The sequence below is a fragment of the Amycolatopsis sp. NPDC048633 genome, assembly GCF_040650695.1.
Classification (GTDB): Bacteria; Actinomycetota; Actinomycetes; order Mycobacteriales; family Pseudonocardiaceae; genus Amycolatopsis.
Genome location: NZ_JBEZHS010000075.1, coordinates 1 through 13,703 on the forward strand (window position 1 = coordinate 1; position 13,703 = coordinate 13,703).

The 13,703-nt window shown below is 71.8% G+C and carries 14 protein-coding genes; 3 read left to right on the forward strand and 11 right to left on the reverse strand.

Translation table 11 applies throughout. The annotated features are described in order from the left end of the window. From AB0C38_RS48955 to AB0C38_RS48985, 7 genes are all read right to left on the reverse strand, one after another. On the reverse strand, positions 1 to 981 hold a 981-nt coding region (locus AB0C38_RS48955), incomplete at its 3' end, for an SPFH domain-containing protein (RefSeq protein ID WP_360688485.1). Between the two features lie 91 nt (positions 982 to 1,072). Then, positions 1,073 to 1,561, reverse strand: a complete 489-nt coding sequence (locus tag AB0C38_RS48960) for an SPFH domain-containing protein (protein ID WP_360688446.1) — start codon at positions 1,559 to 1,561, stop codon at positions 1,073 to 1,075. Continuing rightward, positions 1,558 to 1,992, reverse strand: coding sequence for an NfeD family protein (locus tag AB0C38_RS48965; protein ID WP_360688449.1), 435 nt, complete (start codon positions 1,990 to 1,992; stop codon positions 1,558 to 1,560). Before AB0C38_RS48965 ends, AB0C38_RS48960 begins: the two co-directional genes overlap by 4 nt. Before the next feature lie 84 nt (positions 1,993 to 2,076). Further along, on the reverse strand, positions 2,077 to 2,889 hold the full coding sequence (locus tag AB0C38_RS48970; protein ID WP_360688452.1) for a DUF3097 domain-containing protein: 813 nt from the start codon (positions 2,887 to 2,889) through the stop codon (positions 2,077 to 2,079). Between the two features lie 51 nt (positions 2,890 to 2,940). After that, entirely contained in the window at positions 2,941 to 3,825 is an 885-nt protein-coding gene (locus AB0C38_RS48975) for an aminoglycoside phosphotransferase family protein (RefSeq protein WP_360688455.1), read from the reverse strand. Beyond that, a complete protein-coding gene (locus tag AB0C38_RS48980) occupies positions 3,822 to 4,637 on the reverse strand; it encodes an SCO1664 family protein (protein ID WP_360688458.1) in 816 nt (271 codons plus the stop codon). The genes AB0C38_RS48975 and AB0C38_RS48980 overlap by 4 nt, the downstream gene beginning before the upstream one ends. A gap of 2 nt (positions 4,638 to 4,639) precedes the next feature. Then, complete coding sequence (locus AB0C38_RS48985; RefSeq protein ID WP_360688461.1) at positions 4,640 to 5,215, reverse strand: DUF3090 domain-containing protein; 576 nt, start codon at positions 5,213 to 5,215, stop codon at positions 4,640 to 4,642. A 76-nt stretch (positions 5,216 to 5,291) separates the two neighbouring features. On the opposite strand from AB0C38_RS48985, the gene AB0C38_RS48990 reads away from it, so the two are divergent. The 3 genes from AB0C38_RS48990 to AB0C38_RS49000 are packed head-to-tail and all read left to right on the forward strand — an operon-like array spanning position 5,292 to position 8,517. Next, on the forward strand, positions 5,292 to 7,214 hold the full coding sequence (locus AB0C38_RS48990; RefSeq protein ID WP_360688464.1) for a prolyl oligopeptidase family serine peptidase: 1,923 nt from the start codon (positions 5,292 to 5,294) through the stop codon (positions 7,212 to 7,214). Beyond that, entirely contained in the window at positions 7,211 to 8,110 is a 900-nt protein-coding gene (locus tag AB0C38_RS48995; RefSeq protein ID WP_360688467.1) for an LD-carboxypeptidase, read from the forward strand. The genes AB0C38_RS48990 and AB0C38_RS48995 overlap by 4 nt, the downstream gene beginning before the upstream one ends. After that, positions 8,107 to 8,517: a TIGR03668 family PPOX class F420-dependent oxidoreductase gene (locus AB0C38_RS49000; RefSeq protein WP_360688470.1), complete on the forward strand. Its 411-nt coding sequence runs from the start codon at positions 8,107 to 8,109 to the stop codon at positions 8,515 to 8,517. Before AB0C38_RS48995 ends, AB0C38_RS49000 begins: the two co-directional genes overlap by 4 nt. Before the next feature lie 43 nt (positions 8,518 to 8,560). On the opposite strand, the gene mptB is transcribed toward AB0C38_RS49000, so the two are convergent. The 4 genes from mptB to AB0C38_RS49020 form a co-directional block, all read right to left on the reverse strand. After that, a complete protein-coding gene (gene mptB / locus AB0C38_RS49005) occupies positions 8,561 to 10,096 on the reverse strand; it encodes a polyprenol phosphomannose-dependent alpha 1,6 mannosyltransferase MptB (protein WP_360688473.1) in 1,536 nt (511 codons plus the stop codon). 54 nt (positions 10,097 to 10,150) lie between these two features. Continuing rightward, positions 10,151 to 11,812, reverse strand: a complete 1,662-nt coding sequence (locus AB0C38_RS49010; RefSeq protein WP_360688476.1) for an ABC transporter ATP-binding protein — start codon at positions 11,810 to 11,812, stop codon at positions 10,151 to 10,153. Further along, positions 11,809 to 12,705, reverse strand: a complete 897-nt coding sequence (locus AB0C38_RS49015) for an ABC transporter permease (RefSeq protein WP_360688479.1) — start codon at positions 12,703 to 12,705, stop codon at positions 11,809 to 11,811. The genes AB0C38_RS49010 and AB0C38_RS49015 overlap by 4 nt, the downstream gene beginning before the upstream one ends. Then, the coding region (locus tag AB0C38_RS49020; RefSeq protein WP_360688482.1) for an ABC transporter permease at positions 12,702 to 13,703 on the reverse strand (1,002 nt) is incomplete at its 5' end. The genes AB0C38_RS49020 and AB0C38_RS49015, both read right to left, overlap by 4 nt.

The following is a 13,703-nucleotide window of genomic DNA, read 5'->3' on the forward strand; positions in this document are numbered from 1 at the left end:
CTGCGACCAGAGCCACAGCGCGACGCCGATGGCGAAGACGTGCAGCCGGTGCAGGCCCAGTCCGTAGAAGAAGGTCTCGACGACCGGGCTCGCGTAGCGGAACACGCCGTCGTCGCCGGGGGCGCCGAGCGCGCGGGCGAAGCCTTCGAGGGCCTTGCCGTAGTCGCTCGGGATCATCCAGACCTTGTTCGCGTCGCCCTGCGCCATCTGCGGCAGCGTCTGCAGGTACTGGTAGGCCAGCACCTCCGGCGTCGGGCGGCCGGCCTTGATCGCGGCGAACACCTTCTCGATCGCCTTCGCCTGGCCCTGCGCTTGCAGGTACCGGGCGGCGCGCTCACCCTGGGCCCGCAGGATGCGGGACTGCCGCTCGGCCTCGGCGCCGAGAATGGTGGCCTGCCGGGCACCTTCGGCGGAGAGGATCTGGCTCTGCTTCTGGCCTTCCGCGGTCTTGATCGCGGACTCCCGCTGGCCTTCCGCGGTGAGGATCATGGCGCGCTTCTCACGGTCGGCGCGCATCTGCTTCTCCATCGAGTCCTGGATGGAGGGCGGCGGGTCGATCGCCTTGAGCTCGACGCGGCCGACGCGGATGCCCCAGCGGCCGGTCGCCTCGTCGAGGACGCCGCGCAGCTGCGTGTTGATCGAGTCGCGCGAGGTCAGCGTCTGCTCGAGGCTCATGCCACCGACCACGTTGCGGAGCGTGGTGGTGGTCAGCTGCTCGACACCGACGATGTAGTTCGAGATCTCGTACACCGCGGCGCGGGAGTCGGTGACCTGGAAGTACACGACGGTGTCGATCGACACCGTCAGGTTGTCCTCGGTGATGACCGGCTGCGGCGGGAACGAGACGACCTGCTCGCGCAGGTCGATCCGGGCGCGCACCTTGTCCAGGAACGGCACCAGGAAGGTCAGGCCCGGCGACGCCACGGTGCGGAACCGGCCCAGCCGCTCGATCACCGCCGACTGCGCCTGCGGCACGACCATGATCGCCTTGGCTACCGTGATGATCACGAAGAGAGCCAGTAAGACGACCACGACGATCGCTACTGTGGTGGTCAAGAGATCTTCCCCTTACCTAGTACCATTCTTGCGCGGTTGACGGTGTTCCGGGCGCCGCGGGCGGGGTCACCGCGAGCTTCAGCTCCTTCGCGGCGATGCCCCAGCGGCCCGTGGTGTCGTGCAGGACCGTCCACACTGTACGGTGCAGGTCCCCCGGTGCGGTGACGGCGCGCTCGGCCGTGGTCAGGCTCGCTTCCTGCCGCAACGCCGTGCGGGTCAGCTGTTCGATCGCGAGCGCCGGATTGCTGATTTCGTACGTCGCCAGCTTCGGGTCGGTGACGGCAAAAATGACCTCGAATCCGATGTGGACTTCCCGGCCGTCACCGGCCGCCACGGCCCGGGGCGGCGCCGACAGGATCTGCTCGCCGAGGTCGACGCGCGCCCGGACGCTGTCGGCGAACGGCACCACGAAGTGGCGGCCGGGGCCGAGCACGGCGCGGAACCGCCCGCCGCGTTCGATCACCGCGGCGCGGCCCTCGGGCACGACGACGAGTCCCAGGCTCACGGCTCGGCCGACACGACGGCGGTGGCGCCCGAGATCTCGACGACCGTGACGGACGTGCCGGGCGTGATCGGTTCGTGGTGCTCCGAGAGGCTGCGCGCGGACCAGACGTCGCCGGCCAGCTTCACCTGCCCGGCCTCGAAGTCCACTGTGGACACGACGACGGCGCGGGCGCCGATGAGGGCCTCGATGCCGGTGCGGTGGCCGGTGCCGGCGAGGAAGCGCCGCTTCAGCGCGGGCCGGACCAGCACGAGCATCCCGACCGAGGCGACGGCGAACACGGCGACGTCGATGAAGATGTTCCCGGTGAGCACGTCGGCTCCGGCGCCGAACAGCGCGCCGACGCCCAGCATGATCAGCACGAAGTCGCCGGAGAGGACTTCCGCGATCATCAGGGCGATGCCGACGATCAACCAGACCACTGCCCATGCCATGGCTTCATGCTCTCAGATCGTGCCGGTTCGCACCGGCAGAGTGACTCGACGTGACCTACGCGTGACCTTGGACAATTCGGACATTCAGCCCTCTTCCGTCGGCTCCGTGACGAAGTCGATGAGCCGTTCCACGGCCCCGATGAGCGGGGTCTCGAGGTCGCGGAAACTGCTCACCCCGCTCAGGACACGTTGCCAGCCTTCGTAAGGTTGCCCCCAGCCGAGCGCGTCGCAGATCCCCTGCTTCCACTCGGTGCCGCGCGGGATCTTCGGCCACGCCTTGATGCCGACCGCCTCGGGCCGCACGGCCTCCCAGACGTCGATGTACGGATGCCCGGTGACCAGCACGTTCTCGTCGTGGACCGCCCCGACGAGCCGGGACTCCTTGCTGCCGGGCACGAGGTGGTCGACCAGCACGCCGAGCCGCCGGCCGGGGCCGGTGCCGAACTCTTCGATCCGCTCGGAGAGCACGTCGACGCCGTCCAGGGGCTCCACGACGACGCCTTCGACGCGCAGGTCGTGGCCCCAGACGCGTTCGACGAGCTCGGCGTCGTGCTTGCCTTCGACCCAGATGCGCGAGTCGCGGGCGACGCGGGCCTGCAGGCCCTGCACCTTCACCGACCCGGACGCGGAGACCTGCTTGACCGGCGCTTTCACCGTCTTGACCGGCACCAGCGTGACCGGTTTGCCCTCCAGCAGGAAGCCGGCGGGTTCGAGCGGGAAGACGCGGTGGCGGCCCTTGGCGTCCTCGAGCACGACGTTGCCGTACTCGATCTTCACCACCGCGCCGCAGTAGCCGCTGGCCGGGTCTTCGACGACGAGACCGGGCTCGGCCGGGACTTCGGGCACCTTCTTGCGGCGCCGGCCGGCCAGCACGTCGTCATAGGAATGGGAGCGCACGACCCGGCACGCTAGTGGCCGGAAAGGCCCGGCCGGGTGATGCCACGCCGGTCAGCACGCCAACTCCAGCACGGCGTCGGTGAACGGTGACCGCTCGCCGCGGCGCAAAGGCGACAATGCGACCAGCGGGGCCATCGCGACGCACCAGGCGCGGACGCGCTCGGCGTCGAAGCCCGTCACGTGCGGGGCGAGCGCGGCGAGGCCGTCGTCGATCGTGCCGCCCTTGGCCATGGGGACGAACATCCAGTCGATCGCGTCGAGGGACGGGTCGCCGAGGCCGGGACGTGGGTCGATGGCGACGGCGCCGCGGCCGGGTCCGGCGTCGAGGACGTTCGCGGGGTGGAGGTCGCCGTGGATCAACGTGACCGGTCCGCTGGTGGCCAGCTCCATGGCCCGGGCATGGCCCTTTTCCAGGGTTTCGGCACTCAGGTGCGCGGCGGCGGGGGAGTCGCGTCGGCGGCGTTCGGAGAGGGTGAAGATGAACTCGATGCCGTCGGCCAGCCGCCCGAACTCACCGACCGGTTCGACCGCATGCAGTTGGTCGAGCATTTCGCCGATTTCGGGCCACGGGACGTCGTTGTCGAGCTGGGTGCCCGGGACGAGCCCTTCCAGGAGGATGGCGTGGGCGTCGAGGTCGGCGTCGAGCACCTGGACGACGCGGGAGCAGCCGGCCCAGGCGCGCAGCCCGGTCACCTCGAGGCGCGCGACTTCGGGGTCCGGGGTCAGCTTGAGCACCCGCAGGTCGCCGCGGGGGCCGGTGCACAGCAGCGTGCGGCCGGTGTTGCCGGGCCGGGCTTCGCGGACCTCGAGTCCCCATTGAGCGGTCAAGCGGGTGACCAGGTCGGGCAGGGCGTCGCACCACGGTTCGGCGAGCTCCGCGCCGAAGCGGTCGACCAAGCGGGCGCGGGCGGCGGAGTCGAGAATCTCTTTCGTCAAAAGAGCGGCCACGGGATGGCGCGCCAGTCGTCGCCGGGCTCCGGGAAGATGCCTTCGGCCAGCAGCAGGTCGATGCGCTCGGCCACGGCCCGGATCTCGAACTTGGTGATGTGCTCGGCGAGGGTCTTGCCGAGGCCGCCGTCGATCTCCGAACGCAGCTTGCGCAGCTTCTCGACGGTGTCCGGCGGCACGGGCTCGCCGATCCAGCCCCACAGGACGGTCCGCAGCTTCGGGTCGGTGTGCAGGCAGATGCCGTGGTCGACGCCGTAGACGCGGCCGTCGAGGCCGGGCAGCAGGTGCCCGCCCTTGCGGTCGGTGTTGTTGACGACGATGTCGAGCACGGCCAGGTCGCGCAGCCCGGGGTGGTCGGCGTGGGCCAGCACCGCGGGCTCACCGAGCCGGTCGTGGGCGTGCAGCACCACGCGCCAGTCGTCCGGGAGGTCGTCGGGCGCGCGGACCTCGACGAGGTCGTCTTCGGTCGTCTCGATCCAGAGCTGGACCATGCCGGGGCCGAACGGCCCGTCACGCAGCACGGTCGGCGGGATCGCGCCGATGCCGGCGGCCTCGCTGATGATCGCGGTGGCGACCTCGCGCCCGGCGAGGGTGCCGTCGGGGAAGTCCCACAGCGGCCGCTCCCCCGACACCGGCTTGTACACGACGCGGCCGGTGACGCCGTCGAGCTCGATGGCGCAGAACAGCGTGACGTTGGAGGCGTCGACGAGCCGTCCTTCGACGTCGATGCGGCCGTGCGTGACGAGCTCCCGGGACGCCGGGTCGGCCGGATCCGGCTGTTCCGCCGGGGTGTCGGCCATGGTCAGTCTTCGTCCGCGTCGGTTTCGCGCCGGTAGCCGTTCTGCCGGGGGCAGATGTGCCCGGTCGGGTCGAGCGGCTCCCCGCACAGCGGGCAGGGCTTGCGGCCGGCGTTGACGACGCGGTCGGTTCGCTCGGCGAAGGCGCGGGCGGCGGCCGGGGTGAGGAAGACGCGGACGGCGTCCGGGCCCTCCTCGGTGTCGTCGAGCACGACCGTCTCGTCGACCTCGCCCTCGGTGATGGCGAGCAGCTCGATGACGACGGCGCTGCTGTCGGCGTCCCAGCCGAGGCCCATGGTGCCGACGCGGAACTCCTCCTCGACCGGCACGGCGAGGGGGTCGACGTCGAGGAGGTCGTCCGGGGCGTCGTCGGGGACGTCGGCGCCGAAGCGGCTGGCGACCTCCTCGAGCAGGGACCCGAGGCGCTCCGCGAGGACGACGACCTGCTGCTTTTCGATGGCGACGCTGATGGTCCGCACGTCCTCGGATGCCTGGAGGTAGAACGTGCGGTCGCCGGGCTCGCCGACGGTGCCGGTGACGAACCGATCCGGCTGGCGGAAGACGTGGATTACGCGAGACATAGCACTGTCGACCCTAGGCCACGGGCGCATGATCGGCATCCGCCGCCCCACCTTCGCGGGCCGCTAGCCTCTGGGGGTGTCTCGGATCTCCCCGTACGGAACCTGGTCCTCGCCCATCACCGCCGCCGAGGTGGCCGCCGCCGGCGGCGGCCCGCAGTGGCTCGACGTCGTCGGGGACGAGGTGTGGTGGGCCGAGGCGCGGCCCGGTGAGCAGGGGCGGGTCGCCCTGGTGCGGGCGGTGCCGGGGGGTACCGAGGACGTGCTGCCGGCGCCGTGGAACGTCCGCAACCGCCTGCACGAGTACGGCGGGCGGCCGTGGGCCGTCGCCGATGGTGTGGTGGTGTTCACGCACTGGGCGGATCAGCGGGTTTACGCGGTGAGCGAAACCGGTGTGGTGCCGCTGACACCTCCCCCCGCGGAGCCCCAGGGCGTCCGTTACGGCGACCTGCGGGCCGGGCCGCCCGGTGAGGTGTTCGCGGTGCGCGAACGCAGTGTCGGCCCGCGTCCCACCGACATCGAGCGCGAGCTGGTGGCGATCGCTCTCGACGGCGGCGCGGAGCGGGTGCTGGCCGCGAGCCACCACTTCCTGACCGTGCCGAAGCTGTCGCCGGACGGGCGGCACGCGGCGTGGTTCGGCTGGGACCACCCGGCGATGCCGTGGGACGGGACCGAGCTGTGCGTGGCTCCGGTGGCCGAGGACGGGTCGTTCGGGCCGCACCGGGTGCTGGCCGGCGGCGCGGAGGTCTCGGTGTGCCAGGTCGAGTGGGAGACGCCGGCGACGCTGCTGGCGCTGCTCGACCCGGACGGCTGGTGGAACCTGCACCGGGTGGGGCTCGACGGGACGCTGACGAACCTCGCGCCGGTCGAGCGGGAGCTGGGCGGGCCGCTGTGGAAGGTGGGCTCGCGCTGGTTCGTCCCGCTCGGCGGCGGCCGGCACGCGGTGCTGGCCTCGGGACGGCTGGCCGTGCTCGACGAGGCCGACGGCTCGGTGACGCCGATCGGCGAGGAGCTGACGGCGTGGTCCAGCACCGGGTTCGCGGCGCACGGTGACGGTGTCGCCGGGGTCGCGGGCGGCCCGGTCCGTGAAGCCGCGGTAGTGCACGTGTCCTTCGACGGCGGCGAGCTGACGGACCTGACGCCGCAGCCGGAGCTGCCGGCGGCGTTCCTGCCGGTGCCGGAGGAGCGGGTGTTCACGACAAGCGGCGGCGAGACGGTGCCGGTGGTGCTGTACCGGCCGGCGAACCCGGACTTCGCGGCGCCCGAGGGTGAGCGGCCGCCGCTGCTGGTGCACGTCCACGGCGGGCCGACCGGGCAGCACCAGCCGATGCTGGATCTGGAGCTGGCGTACTTCACCAGCCGGGGCATCGCCGTGGCGGCGGTGAACTACGGCGGGTCGACCGGCTTCGGGCGGGCCTACCGGGAGCGCCTGCGCGAGCAGTGGGGCGTGGTGGACGTCGCGGACTGCGTCGCGGTGGCCGAGGCGCTGGTGGCGGCCGGGCTGGCCGACGGCGACCGGCTGGCAGTCCGCGGCGGCAGCGCGGGCGGGTTCACCGCGGCGGCGTCGCTGACCACGACGAAGACGTACCGGGCGGGCACGGTGATGTTCCCGGTGCTGGACCTGGCCGGGTGGACCGGTGCCGAGGGCGACACGCACGACTTCGAGTCGCGGTACCTGGACGGGCTGGTCGGCCCGCTGCCTTCGGCGAGAGAGCGTTACGTCGAACGCTCGCCGCTGGCGAACGCCGGGACGCTGGCCGGGCCGGTGCTGTTCCAGCAGGGGCTGGAAGACCGGATCTGCCCGCCGGAGCAGGCGGACCGGTTCGTGGCCGGGCTCGCCGGGCGCGGGATCCCGTACGCCTACCAGCGGTTCCCCGGGGAGCAGCACGGGTTCCGGCAGGCCACGACGATCGTGGCGGCGCTGGAGGCGGAGCTGTCGTTCTACGGTCAGGTGCTCGGGTTCGAGACGCCGGGCGTGGCGCGGCTGGAGCTGTCGCGATGAGGCCGCCGCGCCTGCGGGCGGGTGACACGGTGGCGGTGGTGGCGCCGGCCGGGCCGGTACCGGCGGACCTGCTGGAGAAGGCGGTCCCGGTGCTGCGCGGCTGGGGCGTCGAGCTGCGGATCGGGCCGTGCGTGCGGGCCGAGCCGGGGTCGCCGCCCTATCTGTCCGATTCGGACGCCGCGCGGGCGGCGGAGTTCACCGAAGCGTGGCTGGACCCGGGTGTGCGGTGCGTGCTGGCGGCGCGCGGCGGCTACGGCGTGCAGCGGATGCTGGACCTGGTGGACTGGGCGGCGTTGCGGGAGGCGGGCCCGAAGGTGCTGGCCGGGTCGTCGGACATCACGGCGCTGCACCGGGCGGTGGGCGTCCACTTGGGACTGTCCAGTTTGTTCTCCCCGATGCCGGCGAGCGTGCTGTTCGACGACTTCGCGGTGGAGCACCTGCGACGGTCGCTGTTCGACCCGGAGCGGAACCTGGTGGTGCGCGGCGGTTCGGCGCTGGTCCCGGGCCGGGCTTCTGGGACGTTGACCGGCGGGAACCTGTCGCTGCTGGCGGCGGGGCTCGGGACGCCGGAGCAGGGTTCGGCGCGGGACGCGGTGGTGCTGCTGGAAGACGTCACCGAGAGCGTGTACCGGCTGGACCGGATGCTGACGCAGCTGCTGCGCAGCGGCTGGTTCGCGGGGGTCCGCGGGATCGTCCTGGGTTCGTGGGCGGCGTGCGGCGACCCGGCCGACGTGCGGGCGCTGATGCTGGAGCGGCTGGGTCCGCTGGGGGTGCCGATGGTCACGGAGTTCGGGTTCGGGCACGTGGCGTCGTCACCGACGTTGCCGCTGGGCGTGCCGGTGACGCTGGACGCGGACCTGGGGACGCTGACGTTCGACTCCCCCGCGCTGACATGAAGCTCTCGAGTGCCGAGGCCCGCGCCCGCTTTTCAGCGGCGCGGGTCGCGCGGCTGGCAACGGTGTCGGCCGACGGCGTGCCGCACCTGGTGCCGGTGACGTTCGCGGTGCACGGCGACGAGGTGGTGTTCGCGGTGGACCACAAGCCCAAGTCGTCGACGTCGTTGCGGCGGCTGCGCAACATCGCGGAGAACCCGGCCGTGTGCTTCCTGGTGGACGGGTATGCGGAGGACTGGTCGCAGCTGTGGTGGGCCCGGGCGGACGGTTCAGCGCGAGTGGTGTCCTCCCGGGACGAACCGATCTCGTGGCTGGTGGCGAAGTACGAGCAGTACCGCGAGCGCCCGCCGGAGCACGCGGTTGTGGTGACGACTGTGCACACGTGGAGCGGCTGGGCCGGGTCGGCCTGAAAGCCGTGAATGGCACATTGAGGGACTCTGAGTCCCTCGATGTTTAGTCGCGGAGGAACTTCTCCGGCCGGCGCCAGGCGTCGATCAAGCCCAGCGGGTCCGGGCGCAGCAGCGACGCCGCCGAGTACAGGCTCGCCACCACCACCAGGGCGATGAACCACCAGTCGTACAGGGCCTGCTCGCCCGTCGGGTAGTACACCAGCGTCACGAACACCGATACCGCCACCACCAGCGCCAGGTGGCGCGGCTGCCACTTGAACGCCGACAGGAGCACGAAACCCCAGGTCAGGTACCACGGCAGGGTCGGCGGCATGAGGATCGCCACCGCGAGCAGCGAGATCCCCGCGCGGTAGACCGCCTCGGTGCCGCCGCCGCGGGCGAGCCACCACTGGCGGATGCCGATGCCGATCAGCAGGAGCATGCCGGCCGCGCGGGCGACCGTCACGAACGGGGAAACCTGGACGTCCACGACCAGGTGGACCAGGTTGTAGAACACCTCGCCGATGCCGGTGGGGATGTTCAGCCAGTTCGCGATGAGCTGCGGGGCCTTGAGCCCGGACCACCAGCCGAGGTTGAGCGACCCGAGCGAGATCCACGTGCCGGCGACGAACACCGGCAGGAACAGCCCCACCGAGGCGGCGCCGGCGCGCAGGAAGTTGCGGACCTTCGACTCGCCCTCGAGGTGGTTGGCCCACATCCAGACGATGAACGGCAGGGCGATCGCCGCGGTCGGCTTGATGAGCATGCCGATCGTCACCAGCACCACCGCGACGACGTGCTTGCGTTCCAGGGCGGCGAGGACGCCGATGGTGAGGAACGCGAGCATCATCAGGTCGTTGTGCGGGCCGCCGAAGAGGTGGATGACCATCATCGGGCTGGCCACCGCGAGCCACAGCGCGACCGGGAGCTTGCCGCCGAGGTGCTTGACCAGCCGCGGCAGCGCCCAGAGCGTGCCGGCCAGGCCGACGAGCAGCACGACGCGCATCAGGATGACGCCGAGGATCATGTTGTCGCCGGTGGTGGCGACGACGCCCTTGGAGATCAGCAGGAACAGCGGCCCGTACGGGGCCGGGGTGGTCTGCCAGAGCGGGTGGACGTTCTGCACCACGTTCGGCAGCACGTCGAGCTCGGCGGGGCCATTGGCGTACGGGTCGAGCCCGTAGAGCAGCTGGGCGCCCTGGCCGAGGTAGGAGAAGACGTCGCGGGTGAACAGCGGCGGCGAGATGAGCAGGGGCGCCATCCAGCAGCCGGCGGCGACCAGGATGGGACGGCTGCCGATGCGCCCGGCCAGCACGTAGCGGCCGAGCCGGACCCACGCCCACACGACGAGGCCGAAGCCGGTGTAGAGGACGGCGTTGGCGAGCATGCGCCCGTGGCCGTAGCGGATCCACGAGAGCGGGCCGTGGCCGAGCACGGGGTCCTTGATCAGGATGCCGCCGGCGCCGAAGGCGGCGATCATGAGCAGCGTGCTGCCGACCGTGCCCATCGCGATCGTGCGGTACGGGAATCGCGAAGGCGTGAGAAGTCGCTCGGCCAGCGTGGTCGAGGGCGTCTGCGCGGGGTCGGTGGTGGTCGCCATTTCCGTTCGGAGGTTACACACTGCGCTCGAGCGGCTTTCCCGCAGTGTCAGGTTTCAGGGTCGGTTCGGGACGGTGCGGCGCTGGGCGGTGCCGCCGGGCAGCGCGGCCAGCAGGGACTTCGTGTACTCGTGCCGCGGGTCGAGCAGGACCTGTTCCACCGTCCCGGTTTCGACGAGCTCGCCGCGGTACATCACGGCGACGCGGTCGGCGATGTTCCAGGCCAGGCCGAGGTCGTGGGTGATCACCAGGGCGGCGAGGCCGAGTTCGCGGCGCAGCCGCAGCAGCAGCCCGAGGATCTCACCGCGCACGGACGCGTCGAGCGACGCGACCGGTTCGTCGGCCACCACCACCGACGGTTCGAGCGCGAGCGCGCCGGCGATGACGACGCGCTGGCGCTGGCCGCCGGAGAGCTGGTGCGGGAGCCGGTCGGCGTACTTCTCCGCCGGCCGCAGCTCCGCGGCCTCCAGGGCCCGGTGGACGACCGCGCGCTCGTCGGCCAGCTTGTGGATCCGGGGTCCCTCCGCGACGGCCTCGTAGACCGTGTGGGACGGGTTGAGCGCGCTGGTCGGGTCCTGCAGGACCAACTGGACCTGCCGGCGGTAGGCCTTGAGGCCGGCGCCGCCGTGCGGGACCGGGTTCCCGGCGTAGCGGACCACGCCGGAGTCGGGTTTCTGCAGGCCGAGCAGGGTGCGGGCGAGGGTCGTCTTGCCGGAGCCGGACTGGCCGACCAGGGCGACGATCTCGTCGCGGGCGATCGCGAGGTCGACGCCGGCGACCGCGTTGATGCGCTTGCCGGTGCGGTCGCGGAAGGACACGCGCAGGTTCTCCGCGGCCAGCAGGGGCTCCCCGCCCGGGACGCGGCCCTCGGGTTCGGGCGGGAGCGGGGTGCTGGTGGCCGGGGCGAAGCGGGACACCGGGTCGCCGACCTGGGGGAACGCCGCCGCGAGCGCCCGGGTGTGCTCGTGCTTAGGCGACCCCATCACCTCGGCGCTGGGACCTTCCTCGACGATCTGCCCGTCGTACATCACGGCGATGCGCTTGCAGGTGGCCGCCAGCACGGACAGGTCGTGGCTGATCATGATCAGGCCGATGTCCTGCTCGGCGACCAGCCGCGAGAGCAGGTCGAGGACCTGGGCCTGGACGATGACGTCGAGGGCGGTGGTCGGCTCGTCGGCGAGGATCAGCCGGGGCGAGCAGGCCAGGGCCATCGCGATCATGACGCGCTGCTTCTGCCCGCCGGAGAGCTCGTGGGGGTAGGCGCCGGCGCGGCCCGGGGGCAGGTCGACCTGGGTGAGCAGCTCGGCGACGCGGGCGTCGACCTGGGCGTCGGTGAGGGGCTTGCCGCCCTCGGGCGGGTGCAGCCGCAGCGGCTCGGCGATCTGGTCGCCGATCTTGCGGACCGGGTTGAGGGCGTGCATGGCGCCCTGGAACACCACCGAAGCCTCGGCCCAGCGGACCGCGCGCAGGCGGCCCCACTTCATGGCGTTGACGTCTTCGCCGTCGAGGACGATCTCGCCGGTGATCTTCGCCGTGCGCGGCAGCAGCCGCAGCACGCTCATCGCGACGGTGGACTTGCCCGAGCCCGACTCGCCGGCGACGCCGAGGGTGCCGCCGGGGTCGAGGGTCAGGTCGACCCCGCGCACGGCGGGCACCTCCTGCTCGCCGACCGCGTAGGTGACGTTGAGGTCCTTGAGCTGCAGCAGCGGGGTGGTCACTTCTTCAACCTCGGGTTGAGCACGGTCTCCAGTCCCCGGCCGACCAGGGTGAAGAAGAGGACGACGAGCACGATCGCGATGCCCGGCGGGAGCACGTTCCACCACGCGCCGCGGCTGATGGCGCCGTTGTTGAGCGCGCTCTCCAGGACCAGGCCCCAGGTGACGGAGTTGGGGTCGCCGACGCCGAGGAACGACAGGGTCGCGTCGGCGATGACGGCGTTGCCGACGACCAGCGTGGTGTTGGCCAGGACCAGGGGCATGACGCCGGGCAGGACGTGCTTGCCGATGACGTGCAGGTGGCCGCCGCCGAGGGCGCGGGACCGCTCGATGTAGGGGCGGCCCTCGATGGTCAGCGTCTGCGCCCGGACGAGCCGGGCGGTGCTCGGCCAGGCGGTGAGCCCGATGGCGACGATGATCGTGCCGACGCCCTTGGGCAGCACGGCCGAGAGGGCGATCGCGAGGATCAGCGACGGCAGGACCAGGAAGAAGTCGGTGAACCGCAGCAGCGTCGCCGACACCCAGCCGCCGAAGTGCGCGGCGGTGATGCCGATGACGGTGCCGATGACGACCGACAGCAGCGCCGCCGAGAACCCGACGAGCAGGGAGATCCGGCTGCCCCAGATGGTCATGAGCAGCACCGAGCGGCCGAAGTTGTCGGTGCCGAGCCAGAACTCGCCGGTGGGCGGGGCCAGCGGCTCGCCGGTCGCCTTGGTGACGTCGAGGCCGCTCTGGTCGCTGATCAGCGGCAGGAGCAGCGCGACGAGGACGGTGGCGCCGAGCAGGACCAGCCCGATGAGCGCGGCGCGCTGCCCGGAGAACTCCTGCCAGGTCCGGGCGATCGACGCGCGCCGGCGGCTCCACGCGATCTGCCGCGGTGTCTCGGCGGTGGTCATGACGTACGCACCCTCGGGTCGAGCACGCGGTAGAGCAGCTCCGCGAGCAGGTTCATCAGCACCACCGCGCTCGCCAGCACGGTGAACACGCCTTGGAGCACCGGCAGGTCGGGACCGTGGAGCGCGTCGTAGGTCAGCTGGCCGAGACCGGGCCAGCTGAACACCGCTTCGACGGTGACCGCCCCGGCCACGACGCTGCCGAACTGCATGAACACCAGCGTGGTGGTCGGCAGCAGCGCGTTGGGGACGGCGTGGCGCTTGCGGACGAGGTCGTCGCGCAGGCCCTTGGCGCGGGCGGTGGTGAGGTAGTCGGCGTTCATCTCCCCCAGCAGCGACGACCGCATGATCAGCATGTACTGGGCGTAGAACACCGCCAGCAGCGTCACGCACGGCAGCACCAGGTGGTGCAGCACGTCGAGGGTCTGGGAGAAGACGTCGGGCGCGGCGTCCGGGGAGTGCATGCCGCGGCTGGGGAACAGGCCGTTGGTGACCACGAGCAGCATCAGGCCGAGCCAGAACTGCGGGACCGACCAGAGGGTCAGCGCGATCCCCGTCTGGGCGCGGTCGAAGAAGCTGTCGCGGCGCCAGGCGGCGCGGATGCCCAGCCAGAGCCCGATGATGACGGCCAGGACGGTGGCACTGCCGACGAGCAGGATGGTCGGCCAGAGCCGTTCGCCGATCATGTCGGCGACCGGGCGGCCGTTGTTGAGCAGCCGGGACTCGCCGAGGTTGCCGTGCAGCAGGTCCCAGAAGTACTGGCCGAACTGCACGAAGACGGGCTTGTCGACGCCCATCTGCGCGCGCAGCTCGGCGATCTGCTGCGGGCTGGTGGCGCGGTCGCGGGTCATGGCGGCGACCGGGTCGCCGGGCAGCATCCGGAAGAGGAAGAAGAACAGCACGACCACCAGCACGATGCTGATGATCGCTTCGAGGATCTTCCGGAGCACGAACCGGGCGGTGCCGGTCCCGCCGCGGTGCTCGTCGGGGTGGGCGTGCCC